This window comes from Paenibacillus silagei (assembly GCF_017874735.1).
Classification (GTDB): Bacteria; Bacillota; Bacilli; order Paenibacillales; family Paenibacillaceae; genus Paenibacillus_AQ; species Paenibacillus_AQ silagei.
The window spans coordinates 71,946-83,696 of record NZ_JAGGLV010000026.1; the positions used below are offsets into that span (position 1 = coordinate 71,946).

The window sequence follows — 11,751 nt, forward strand, 5'->3', positions numbered from 1 at the left end:
GACTTAGTTAAAACCGCTGCTGTTCAGGAACCGGCGGAAGGCCGCCTGCCCTTCCGGCGTGCGTTTGTAGACTCCGGCATGCTCCAGAATGTGAGTGAACTTCGTACCCACCTCATTCTGGATGGTCTTCACCGCTTCTTCTCGGTTCAAGGAGGTGCCGAAGCGGCTTACCAGTTCGGTAATCCAGGAAGTGTGCAGCGCCAGCGGATGCTCCTGACCCTGGCTCTGGACGTCTCCGAGAAGCGCAGTGTCACCCGCCAATATGCCAGCGATGGCGTCAAGCTCTTCCTTGAGCCGCCCCGGCAGAATCGCCAGGCCCATTACCTCAATCAGGCCGATGTTCTCCTTCTTGATATGGTGCATCTCCCGGTGCGGGTGGAAAATCCCTTCGGGATATTCTTCGCTGGTCCGGTTGTTGCGCAGCACCAGATCCATCTCGTAGCCGCCGTCCTCTGCCCGGCGCACGATAGGGGTAACGGTATTATGCGGCACGCTCCCGCCGTCCTCTTCACTGAACGCCAGCACTTCGGCGGCCGGATCGCTGTAAGTCTTCCAGGATTCGTAGATATGGTTGCCTGCCTCCAGCAGCACCGCCGGATCTTCGGCATGCATCCGCAGCACGGACATCGGCCACTTCACTGTGCTTAAGCTGACGCCGGGATACGAGGCATGAGTGAAGGTGTCCTCTTTGGGCGCCTTCTGGATCGGGAACGTATGCCGTCCGCCCTGGAAGTGGTCATGCGTCAGAATGGAGCCGCCGACAATCGGCAGATCGGCATTCGAACCGATGAAATAATGCGGGAAGGCCTCCACGAAGCTAAGCAGACGCTTCAGCGTATCCTTCGTCAGCTTCATCGGCACATGATCATGGTGGAACACAATGCAATGCTCGTTATAGTAGACATAAGGCGAGTACTGGAAGAACCACTTCTCGCTGTTCATCGAGAGCGGGATCACGCGCAGGTTCTGACGCGGCGGGTGATTGACCCGGCCGGCATAGCCGACATTCTCGCGGCATAGCTGGCACTTCGGATAGACCGGAGGCGGAAGCAGCCGGGCCATGGCGATTTCCTTCGGACTTTTCTCCGGCTTGGAGAGGTTGATCGTCATCTCAATATCCCCGTACGGCGACTCCTGAAGCCAATACACATTCTTCGCTACACGGTCCATACGGATATAGTTGGAATCAATGCTCAGCTTATAAAAGCGGTCCGTTGCCGCCTGAATGCCCTGTGCCGCCTGGATCGCGGCGAACTCCGCATTCACCTCAGACGGGCGGGCCATCAGAAGGCCCATAATCTTCGCATCCAGCAGGTCGCGGTACGTATCCGTATTCTCCGGGATCAGCCCGAGACTGAACCCGTAATCAATCAGCTGGTCCAGCGGGGCCTGCGGGCTGTCCAGCGGACCTTCAGTGAACTCGCCGGGATACGGCTCGCTGAAGCCGAACTGGTCCAGGAGTTCATTGCGGCTGTAATCCACATCTGCTGGCTGAATAAGTCCCGTATGTCCGGCAAACAGAACCAGCTGTTCAATCGCATACAGCGCCTTCTCAGCGGCAGCAGCCGTACTATTATCGTTCTGCATTTCATTTCTCCTTCTATGGTGCCTTATGCGGCGCTTTGCATTCTGTCTATTTCACCTTCGGGCAACAAGCAGAATTGTTTCTTACTCCCCGTATCCTTGCGGATTGGCAGAGTGCCAGCTCCAGGCGCTCTGAATAATGCCTTCCAGATCGGCATGCTGCGGGTCCCAGCCCAGAACCTTGCGGGCTTTGTCAGAGGAAGCGACGAGTACTGCCGGATCTCCGGCGCGGCGGTCCTGAACCACAACCGGAATGTCCAGGCCGGTAACCTTCTTCGCAGTCTCAATGACCTGCTTCACAGAGAAGCCCAGGCCGTTGCCTAGGTTGAAGATATTGCTTGCACTGCCGCTGCGCAGATAAGTGACTGCACGGACATGCGCATCCGCCAGATCGCTGACATGGATGTAGTCGCGTACGCAGGTTCCGTCCTCTGTCGGATAGTCTTCCCCGAACACTGCAATATTCTCGCGCTGCTTCAGCGCAGCCTGGAGCACCAGCGGAATCAGATGGCTCTCCGGACGGTGGTCTTCGCCGATCTTGCCGCTGGCGTGTGCGCCTGCGGCATTGAAGTAGCGCAGCGCTACGTATTTGATGCCGAGCACTTTGTCGAACCAGGCCATCATGCGTTCCATGGTCAGCTTGGTCTCGCCGTAGACATTCGCAGGCTCTGTGCGGTCGGTCTCTTCGATAGGCACCTTTTCCGGTTCGCCGTAGGTGGCGGCAGTGGAGGAGAAGACGATTTTATCCACACCGGCCTGCTGCATGGCTTCTAGAAGACACTGCGTTCCATACACATTGTTGTCGTAGTATTTAACCGGGTCCTTCATGCTCTCGCCCACCAGGGAGCTGGCTGCGAAGTGAATCACCGCTTCGATCTCATTCTCGGAGAACAGCTTCGCCAGCAGCGCCTTGTCGCGCAGGTCGCCCTCGTACAGCTTGCCGCCCAGCAGCGCCTCACGGTGCCCTGTCAGCAGATTGTCAATCACTACAACCTCTTCCCCGCGGTCCAGCAGCTCTGCTACTGTGTGTGAACCGATATATCCTGCGCCGCCCGTTACCAGAATCGCCATCTTATTTCACTCCTTTCAATTCTTCCACGCCGTTGCCGATGCCGCATACATAGAATTCGCCGGTCAGGCCGGTTCTGTTCTTGTAGGCTTCTCCAACTTCCGTTATGAACCGCTGCACATCATCCTCGTGTACCAGCGATACCGTACATCCCCCGAATCCGGCCCCCGTCATCCGTGATCCCAGTGTGCCAGGAATGCGCTGCGCTTCTTCCACCATCACATCCAGCTCCTCGCAGCTGACTTCATACAGGTCGCGGAGGGAGACATGGGAGTCATTCATGTACAGGCCGAACTGCTTCAGATCATTGTTCTTCAGCACATCCACCGAGTCAAGCACACGCTGATTCTCCTCCACTACATGGCGGGCCCGGCGTCTGACGGTTTCATCCGCAATTCTATCCTGCAGAAGCTCGAACTGTTCAGGCTTCACCTCAGCCAGATAGGACAGGGATGGAATCTCCTGCTTCAGAATAGCGAGTGCCTCTTCACATTGGCTGCGGCGCTCATTATACTTCGAGTCCACCAGACCGCGCTTCTTGTTCGTATTGCCGATGACCAGCTTATAGCTGCCCGTCACGAATGGGACCAGGCTGTATTCCAGCGTATCGCACATCAGCAGGATAGCCTGGTCGCGCTTGCCGTTGGCAACTGCGAACTGGTCCATGATCCCGGAGTTCACACCGACATACTGGTTCTCCGCGCGCTGGGACAGCAGGGCGATCTCCACCGTATCTGTGTCACCGCCAAGCAGCGTCAGGAAGGCGAAGCCGGTCACTACCTCGATCGAAGCGGAAGAGGACAAGCCCGAGCCGTTAGGAATCTCACCATGGAACAAAAGATCGTAGCCCCCGGATACCGGGTGACCCTTCTTAGCCAGCTCCACCATTACACCGACCGGATAGTCTACCCATTCGCCGGTCTTGGCTGCGCCGATGTCACTGAAGTCGATGGAAGCTTCATAAGGGAAATTCGTGGATGCGAATTGAACCTTGCCGTCTGTACGCGGGCGCACGATCAGGGTGGTTCCGAAATCCAGGGCTGCCGGGAAAACATAACCTCCGTTATAATCCAGATGCTCTCCGATCAGATTCACGCGGCCCGGTGCGTAGAATACCCGCGCGGCTTCCCCGCTCTCCCCGTACTTCTTGATAAATGTACTGTTAAGTTCCTGTATGCTCATTATTGACACTCCATCCTTTCGCTGCTTGTGCTGGGACTGTGGATTATAGCTTGCGTCCTTCATGCTTACATTATAATAAAATCAGACTTGCCCTGATAATGCAATCATGTGTGCAATATATGGACAAATGTGACTTTCGTCTCTGAAGAGACTATACTCGGTATAAGGAAAAGTGAACGTGCGCTCCCTATACACTTAGTTATAGAAGCGTTCTGCTCAGGAAAGGCGGCTTGCAATGCAACATACCTATTCAGTAGGATCAAATCCTGTCTATTACGATAAGCAGCTGCTGCATGTACTCTTTGCGGGAGAGAGCCAGACCCTCCCGCTGCATCAGGCAGGTCCCAAGATCTACGATTACTATCTGCTCCATTATATTGAATCAGGCTCCGGGGTCTTCCGGACTGAGGAGCATACCTACGAGCTGGGAGCCGGAGACTGCTTCCTGATCCACCCGGGCCAGCTGGTCAGCTACATCTCTGATCAGCAGGAGCCCTGGCGTTACCGCTGGGCCGCCTTCACCGGCGGCGACGCCGGACAGCTTGCGGAGCAGGCGGGCTTCACGCCGTTCGCCCCGGTGCTGTCTACCGCAGGCGGCAGTGTAATACCCGGAGCGCTTGCCGGGATGATGTCCGCCTTCTATGCCAATAAGGAGAGTGCCGCCCTGACCTCTCTGGGGTATCTGTACCTTATCGCCGGCGAAGCGGCGGAGCTGCTGGTCTCCTCCACCCGGCTGCCGGGTGCGGAATCACAGATCAAGCGGACGGTGAAGCAGATGATTCACTACATGGCTTCTCAGTATGCCCATCCGGTCTCGATTGAACAGATGTGCGGCTCTCTGGGGTATAACCGTGCTTACCTCTCCCGCATCTTCAAGCAGGAGACGGGGCTCTCTCCGGTCACTTACCTGCTGAAGCTGCGGGTGGAGAAATCGCGCCAGCTGCTGCGTGAACGTCCCGAGCTGTCCGTGGAGCAGGTAGCGGCATCGGTCGGACTGACCGATGCCCTGTATTTCTCCCGGCAATTCAAGCGTTTCTACCGCCAGTCCCCCACCGCTTACCGCCAGGCCACAGTGAACCCTGGAGAGAAATAGCTGTATCGCCTAGAGCAACAGCCCGTCTCCTGAACAGGAAGCGGGCTGCTTGCATTGTTATTTATGGAAGCCGGACCTTATGGAAACTCATAGGCTGAGCGCCTTAAGCTTCACTCCTCTGTCTTAAGGATCGTTTCGATCCGGTCCAGCTCCTCCTGAGTGAAGTCACTGTGGGACAGCGCGGCGATATTCTCTTCGATCTGGCTGACCCGGCTGGCGCCGATCAGCGCCGAGGTGATCCGGCCGCCGCGCAGCGTCCAGAGCAGGGCGAACTGGGCCAGACTCTGGCCGCGCGTTACGGCCATCTGGTTCAGCGCGTGGATTCTGCGCAGCACCTCCGGCGTAATCCGGCTCTCATTCAGCGCTGCCGAAGGTCCGGCTGCCCGGGAATCTCCGGGAATGCCGTTCAGATATTTATTCGTCAGCAGACCTTGCGCAAGCGGAGTGAAGGCAATACTGCCCACCCCATGCTCCTCCAGCACATCCTGAAGCCCGCCTTCAATCCAGCGGTCCAGCATGGAATACCTCGGCTGATGAATCAGCAGCGGGGTGCCCAGCTCCTTCAGGATCGCAATAGCCTGCTGCGTCTGCTCCGCTGTATAGTTGGACAAGCCGATGTACAACGCCTTGCCTGAGCGTACGGCATGATCCAGCGCTCCCATCGTTTCTTCCATGGGGGTGTCCGGGTCCGGACGGTGGGAATAGAAGATATCCACATAGTCCAGTCCCAGCCGCTTCAGGCTCTGGTCCAAACTGGACAGGATATATTTACGTGAACCCCAGTCCCCGTAAGGGCCGGGCCACATCGTATATCCCGCCTTGGTCGAGATCACCAGCTCGTCACGGTACGGCGCGAGATCCCGGGCCAGCACTTTGCCGAACAGCTCTTCCGCCGATCCGGCCGGAGGCCCGTAGTTATTCGCCAGGTCGAAGTGGGTGATTCCAAGATCAAAGGCACGGGTAATCATCCCGCGGCCATTCTCAAAGGCATCAATGCCGCCGAAATTATGCCACAGGCCCAGTGAGATGGCTGGAAGCTTGAGACCTGACCTGCCGGTGCGGTTGTAACGCATTCCTTCATACCGTTCATCACTAGCCACATATACCATGTTATATCCCTGCCTCTCGTATCTCTTTTGTGAATACCCTTCTTTAAACACACGGCCTCATAAGTAATCTTGTTCTATAAAAAAAGACTGACTGGGCGTTAACCCAGCAGTCCCTGCACTCTACCCAGCACCTCTCCGATCCGCTCTGTTATAATCAGATCAGCCTGATCGTCATACGGGGTAGGCTCGCCGTTAAGCAATACAGTATGCTGTCCCCTGAAGTAAGTAACCAGGCTTGCGGCAGGATGAACCGTAAGCGAGGTACCGCCGATGATCAGCAGATCCGCCGCTGCAATGGCATCCACGGCTTCAACCAGCACTTCATGATCGAGCGCTTCCTCATAGAGCACCACATCCGGCTTGATGATGCCCCCGCAGTCCTCACAGCGCGGCACAGAGCCTTCCTGCTCCAGCCATTCCTCCAGGCCGTAATAACGCTGGCACCCCATGCAGTGATTGCGGTGGATAGAGCCGTGCAGCTCCAGAACCCGGCGGCTGCCGGCAATCTGATGGAGGCCGTCGATATTTTGCGTAATGACCGCCTTCAGCCTCCCGCTCTCCTCCAGATCCGCGAGCAGCCGGTGGGCCCCGTTCGGCTTCGCTCCGGGATGAATCATCTTGCTGCGGTAGAAATCAAAAAAAATGTCCGGCGAGGACATAAAAAAGCTGCGGCTGAGCATCACCTCAGGCGGATAGGGGGAGTTGTGCTGTGTCTGATACAGACCGGCTGCCGAACGGAAGTCCGGGATGCCGCTCTCCGTCGATGTTCCGGCACCGCCGAAAAAGACGATATTATTGCTTTTTTGAATCCAGGAAGCCAGTAGCTGTAATTGTTCCATAATCTACACCTGTCCTCTCTGTACCTCATTCGTAATACATTCAGATCGTTAAGCGGAGCGCGTGATAGCCGGATACCACAATATCCGCATCCAGCAGATGGTCTGTCCTTCTGTCCGGTGAGATTCCGACTGCAAGGCGCAGTCCCGCCCCACGGCCCAGCTGCATATCCGCATTGCTGTCACCGATAATCACTGTGTCTTCGGGACGCAGCTCCAGCTCCCGGCAGGCCTTCTCGGCCATCTCCGGTGCAGGCTTGCCGTACTTTACCCTGTCGCGGGTAATCACCGCCCCGAAGTACCCGGAGATGCCAAGCCATTCCAGATGCTCACGGGTAGTGGACAGATTGTCAGAGGTCACAACGCCAAGCTTCAGGGAAACGGCGGCACACTGCTCCAGGAATGGCAATACTCCCGGCATGGGTACAGCCGTACGGCGGCGGCGAAGCTCATTCATGGCCTCCTTGGAGATGGCATTCACGCGCGTCACCGCTTCATTCCATGGGAGACCTGCTGTATAGAGCTGCCAGGCCAGAATCCCGGTGGATTCCTCAGCCGTTGCCATGGAGAGCGGACCGGCGGGATCATAACCGGTAATTCGTCCGGAAGCATCATGCGTCGTCCCCAGCACCGGGGCCAGATCGGCTCCCGTAACGGGTCTGCTGCCCATTAAAGTCAGCTGGCTGCCCAGCCCCTCAAGCACCAGTTCAGCCCAGCTGCCCCAGGTGGCCAGGAGATCAAGCAGCGTGCCGTCCTTATCGAACAGGATGCCGCTTACGGGAACGGAGAGTTCATTGATGTGCAATACAGGCATTCCAGCGCTCCTTTGCATAAGATATATTACTTCAGGTATTCGTTGTTCATTTACTCTGGCGCAGATTCCCCAGCCAGTCCAGCATCGCCCGGACAGTCCGGGTCTGCTGTTCATCTTCGGTAATCGTAGCGGTCCCGTCACCCTTTTGCGCGCCATAGCTGCCGAATTGGGCATGGTTACCGCCGTCAACCGACACATATACGGTATTGCCCGGCAGATAGGAACGCCCTTTGTTATAGCTCTTCTGATCTACGACTTCATCCTGCGTGCCAAGCACAGACAAGACGGATAGCGTGGTGTCCTTCAGGCTGCCTTTCTCATCGGGATACGAGGCCAGAAAAAAAACGCCTTCCAGCTGGCCGGCATGATCCGCAGCGAAGCGTGAAGCCATTACGCCGCCGAGCGAATGTCCGCCCAGGACAAAGGACTGCTTCGGATGCACGCGGATAATCTCTTCGGCGGCATCCCCTTTGATTACAGCCAGATTAAGCGGCATTCTGGCAATGTAGAACGGGTGACCGGCAGCGGCAACTTTACGGGCCAGTGGCGCGTATGCTTCTGCCTTGACCAGTGCTCCCGGATAAAAGATTACGGCGGTGCCGAGCACCACTGAGGGCTCGAACGAGATCCAGTTGTCATTCTGCTCTACAGTGACTCCCCCGGCAGAGATCAGAGCGGTTTCAGCCCGTGCCTCCGGCTTATACGGGGTCAGATATCTCCATATAAACACCCCCGCCACCAGTAGAACCAACACCACTCCAATAAGCACACGGCGTCTGATTATATTCTTTTTCATTAGTGTTCACTCCCGATTCCTGCATACTGAAAATTATAAGGGAATCGGTGAATTCAAACAACCTTCAAGACTTCGCCACATCTGGCCCTATCCATTTCCAATGATAGCGCTTACTATTGTGATGTATTTCACAATTTATTGTCCGGAAATCATGTATTTTAAAATTAAAGTATCGAACCCTACGCAAACCCTAATTTCATTGGAGGTTACGTCATGACCGGGGAAAGCCCGCTTAATACGCGCGGAGAGACCTTCTTTCTTAATCTGCGCTTCATGCTTATTGTAACTGTCTTTGTGGCCAATGCGATCGAACCCCTGATTCAAGAAATGAGCGGACTTCACACGCTTTACCAGTGGATCTTCAGTTTTCATATGCCGCTGTTTGTACTGGTGACCGGATACTTCGCCCGTTCAAGCTTACATGGAGCGCCAGGACGCAAAGTCCTGCTGCAGATTGCCTTGCAATATGTTATTTTTCAGAGCCTTTACTCCCTACTTGACGCCTCCCTGTTTCATGTCAATAATATACAGCATTCCTTCTTCGCTCCTTATCTGCTGCTCTGGTTCCTGGCCAGCCACATCTGCTGGCGCCTGCTGATGCTGGGCATGAGCCGCTGGACCCGCAGCGCCCAACTGGCCTTCGCTCTTACCGCAGGGGTGGCCGTAGGTTATCTGCAACTGGACGGGATCTGGTTCAGCATCAGTCGCACCTTTGTCTATCTACCTTTTTTTGTGATCGGGTACCATTTCTCCTTCGGGGCTTTCGTGAAGCTGTATCAGCGGTATGTCAAAAGCATTGCCGCCGCCGCTTCGCTCCTGCTGCTCCTTGCTATCGGCCTGCTTGGCAGTAATCTCCCCATTGGCTGGCTATACGGCAGTATGACTTATATGCAGCTTGGCGCCCATGAATGGTACGCGGGTCTGTTCCGGCTCGCGGTCTATGGCCTGCAATTTATCGCTTCTCTGGCATTTCTGGGCCTGGTGCCTTACGGGTTAAGCCGCATGACCGGCCTGGGACGCCGGACCCTCTATGTTTTTCTGCTGCATGGCTTTGTGGTCCGCACGGCGGTGATTTCCGGATTGTATACTTATATCGGCAACTTGGCCGGAGCAGCGCTGTTGCTCGCCGGTGCAGTAGGATGTACGGTGCTGCTCGCCCAGCCTGCGGTCAGACGGCTGCTGAACCCGCTCGTAGAGCCGTCCGTAGAGTGGATGATCTCCCTGCAGCGTGCCGCCATCCGGCGCTCTCTATAGAATGAAGCTGCCATGCTATATCAATTTACCGAAGTCTATCCTATACGGAATAGGCTTCTTTCTGTATATTAGCCCAGACTTTACATGCGTGACCCCCCGACAAACTTCACACTGCCCGGTAGAAAAAACAGGATTTTTGTGATAGACTCTCTATTAACGTTCGTAACCAATCACCGCAGAGTACGTATATTTCGGGATTGCAATGCGTTAATGCGGCACTATATTCGCTTTACCAATATTGTTAGGGGGAAAAGTCATCATGGCAAACAAGAAAATGCGATCAGATATGATCAAAAAAGGCTTCGACCGCGCTCCTCACCGCAGCCTTTTGCGGGCAGCAGGCGTTAAAGAAGAGGATTTCGGCAAACCGTTCATCGCGGTCTGCAATTCCTATATCGATATTGTTCCGGGTCATGTGCATCTGCAGGAATTCGGCAAGATCGTAAAGGAAGCCATCCGTGAAGCCGGCGGTGTTCCATTCGAATTCAACACGATCGGCGTTGACGACGGGATTGCCATGGGTCATATCGGTATGCGTTATTCGCTGCCAAGCCGCGAGATCATTGCCGACTCTCTGGAAACGGTAGTATCCGCGCACTGGTTCGACGGTATGGTGTGCATTCCCAACTGTGATAAAATCACTCCGGGCATGATGATGGGCGCACTGCGCGTCAACATCCCGACAATCTTCGTCAGCGGCGGGCCGATGAAGGCCGGCGTAGACAGCAAAGGCAAGAAGCTCTCCCTCACTTCTGTATTTGAAGGCGTTGGCGCGCATCAAGTCGGCAAGATCAACGATGCTGAGCTGCTCGAACTCGAACAATACGGCTGTCCTACCTGCGGATCATGCTCCGGCATGTTCACTGCCAACTCCATGAACTGTCTGGCTGAAGCTATGGGCCTTGCGCTTCCGGGCAACGGCACCATCCTGGCCGTAGCCGAAGAACGCAGAGACTTCGTCCGCAAGTCAGCAACCCAGCTCATGGAGCTGATCAAGCTGGACCTGAAGCCGCGTGATATCGTAACCCAGGAATCGCTGGACAATGCCTTCGCGCTGGATATGGCGATGGGCGGCTCGACCAACACCGTACTGCATACCCTGGCACTGGCTCAGGAAGCCGAAATCGATTATCCGCTGGAACGCATCAACGAAGTAGCCAACCGGGTTCCTTACCTGGCCAAGCTGGCTCCGGCCTCCGATATCTTCATCGAAGATGTGGACCGGGCGGGCGGCGTAAGCGCCGTGCTGAACGAATTACTGAAGAAGCCGGGCGCAATCTTCGGCGATTGCATGACGGTTACCGGCAAGACACTGGCCGAGAATGTAACCGGCCATGAGATCCAGGATACATCTGTTATTCATACCATCGACAACCCCTATTCCCAAGTTGGCGGACTGGCTGTACTATACGGCAACCTGGCTCCTGAAGGCTCCATCATCAAGGTGGGTGCCGTGGATGCTTCCGTTGGCGGCTATCACAAAGGACCTGCCATCTGCTTCGACTCTCAGGAAGAAGCACTGGAAGGTATCGCGAACGGCAAGGTCAAAGAAGGCCATGTAGTCGTTATCCGTTATGAAGGTCCGAAGGGCGGACCGGGCATGCCGGAAATGCTGGCGCCGACTTCACAGATCGTCGGTATGGGCCTGGGCGCCAAGGTCGGCCTGATCACGGACGGACGGTTCTCCGGTGCCTCCCGCGGGATCAGCATCGGTCACATCTCTCCGGAAGCGGCTGAGGGCGGCCCGATCGCTTTTGTAGAGGATGGCGATATCATTGAGCTGGACCTCAACAACCGCAAGATCGAGCTGCTGGTTGACGAGGAAGTGCTGGCGGTCCGCCGCCAGGGCTGGAAAGAATTCGAGCCGAAGGTGAAGACCGGTTATCTGGCCCGTTACTCCAAGCTGGTTACCAATGCAAGCAAGGGCGGCGTGCTGAAGATCTAATCGTTAGAGCCGCAGCCTTAAGCAAATGTAATGATAATATGAGCAGCTCCAACCGCAAATTCGGTTGGA

At 55.8% G+C, this 11,751-nt stretch carries 10 protein-coding genes; 3 read left to right on the plus strand and 7 right to left on the minus strand.

The annotated features are described in order from the left end of the window. Positions 1-3 precede the first annotated feature (3 nt). The 3 genes from J2Z70_RS27450 to J2Z70_RS27460 all read right to left on the minus strand — a co-directional run bounded on the left by J2Z70_RS27450 (position 4) and on the right by J2Z70_RS27460 (position 3,835). Positions 4-1,587 (minus strand): UDP-glucose--hexose-1-phosphate uridylyltransferase, encoded by a 1,584-nt coding sequence (locus tag J2Z70_RS27450; RefSeq protein WP_209878420.1) that lies wholly within the window; start codon positions 1,585-1,587, stop codon positions 4-6. Positions 1,588-1,668: 81 nt separating this feature from the next. After that, positions 1,669-2,655, minus strand: a complete 987-nt coding sequence (gene galE / locus J2Z70_RS27455; protein ID WP_209878422.1) for a UDP-glucose 4-epimerase GalE — start codon at positions 2,653-2,655, stop codon at positions 1,669-1,671. Between the two features lies 1 nt (position 2,656). Then, positions 2,657-3,835 carry a galactokinase gene (locus tag J2Z70_RS27460; RefSeq protein ID WP_209878424.1) on the minus strand — a complete coding sequence of 393 codons (1,179 nt, stop codon included), beginning with the start codon at positions 3,833-3,835 and terminating at the stop codon, positions 2,657-2,659. Between the two features lie 235 nt (positions 3,836-4,070). On the opposite strand from J2Z70_RS27460, the gene J2Z70_RS27465 reads away from it, so the two are divergent. Next, positions 4,071-4,928 carry an AraC family transcriptional regulator gene (locus J2Z70_RS27465; protein WP_209878426.1) on the plus strand — a complete coding sequence of 286 codons (858 nt, stop codon included), beginning with the start codon at positions 4,071-4,073 and terminating at the stop codon, positions 4,926-4,928. A gap of 110 nt (positions 4,929-5,038) precedes the next feature. Here J2Z70_RS27465 and mgrA read toward each other — a convergent pair whose 3' ends face one another. The 4 genes from mgrA to J2Z70_RS27485 all read right to left on the minus strand — a co-directional run bounded on the left by mgrA (position 5,039) and on the right by J2Z70_RS27485 (position 8,483). Further along, complete coding sequence (gene mgrA / locus J2Z70_RS27470; RefSeq protein WP_209878428.1) at positions 5,039-6,037, minus strand: L-glyceraldehyde 3-phosphate reductase; 999 nt, start codon at positions 6,035-6,037, stop codon at positions 5,039-5,041. Positions 6,038-6,135: 98 nt separating this feature from the next. After that, complete coding sequence (locus tag J2Z70_RS27475) at positions 6,136-6,876, minus strand: NAD-dependent protein deacylase (protein WP_209878430.1); 741 nt, start codon at positions 6,874-6,876, stop codon at positions 6,136-6,138. 40 nt (positions 6,877-6,916) lie between these two features. Then, positions 6,917-7,687, minus strand: coding sequence for an HAD family hydrolase (locus J2Z70_RS27480; protein WP_209878432.1), 771 nt, complete (start codon positions 7,685-7,687; stop codon positions 6,917-6,919). A gap of 46 nt (positions 7,688-7,733) precedes the next feature. Beyond that, complete coding sequence (locus J2Z70_RS27485; protein ID WP_036722576.1) at positions 7,734-8,483, minus strand: alpha/beta hydrolase; 750 nt, start codon at positions 8,481-8,483, stop codon at positions 7,734-7,736. A 213-nt stretch (positions 8,484-8,696) separates the two neighbouring features. On the opposite strand from J2Z70_RS27485, the gene J2Z70_RS27490 reads away from it, so the two are divergent. After that, complete coding sequence (locus J2Z70_RS27490; protein ID WP_209878433.1) at positions 8,697-9,737, plus strand: acyltransferase family protein; 1,041 nt, start codon at positions 8,697-8,699, stop codon at positions 9,735-9,737. Between the two features lie 259 nt (positions 9,738-9,996). Continuing rightward, positions 9,997-11,682 carry a dihydroxy-acid dehydratase gene (ilvD, locus tag J2Z70_RS27495; RefSeq protein WP_036722581.1) on the plus strand — a complete coding sequence of 562 codons (1,686 nt, stop codon included), beginning with the start codon at positions 9,997-9,999 and terminating at the stop codon, positions 11,680-11,682. Positions 11,683-11,751: the final 69 nt, after the last annotated feature.

Excerpts from the sequence above, each read along its gene's own strand:
- J2Z70_RS27450 (WP_209878420.1), bottom strand. The coding sequence starts at position 1,587 with ATGCAGAACGATAATAGTACGGCTGCTGCCGCTGAGAAGGCGCTGTAT.
- galE (WP_209878422.1), bottom strand. The coding sequence starts at position 2,655 with ATGGCGATTCTGGTAACGGGCGGCGCAGGATATATCGGTTCACACACA.
- J2Z70_RS27460 (WP_209878424.1), bottom strand. The coding sequence starts at position 3,835 with ATGAGCATACAGGAACTTAACAGTACATTTATCAAGAAGTACGGGGAG.
- J2Z70_RS27465 (WP_209878426.1), top strand. The coding sequence starts at position 4,071 with ATGCAACATACCTATTCAGTAGGATCAAATCCTGTCTATTACGATAAG.
- mgrA (WP_209878428.1), bottom strand. The coding sequence starts at position 6,037 with ATGGTATATGTGGCTAGTGATGAACGGTATGAAGGAATGCGTTACAAC.
- J2Z70_RS27475 (WP_209878430.1), bottom strand. The coding sequence starts at position 6,876 with ATGGAACAATTACAGCTACTGGCTTCCTGGATTCAAAAAAGCAATAAT.
- J2Z70_RS27480 (WP_209878432.1), bottom strand. The coding sequence starts at position 7,687 with ATGCCTGTATTGCACATCAATGAACTCTCCGTTCCCGTAAGCGGCATC.
- J2Z70_RS27485 (WP_036722576.1), bottom strand. The coding sequence starts at position 8,483 with ATGAAAAAGAATATAATCAGACGCCGTGTGCTTATTGGAGTGGTGTTG.
- J2Z70_RS27490 (WP_209878433.1), top strand. The coding sequence starts at position 8,697 with ATGACCGGGGAAAGCCCGCTTAATACGCGCGGAGAGACCTTCTTTCTT.
- ilvD (WP_036722581.1), top strand. The coding sequence starts at position 9,997 with ATGGCAAACAAGAAAATGCGATCAGATATGATCAAAAAAGGCTTCGAC.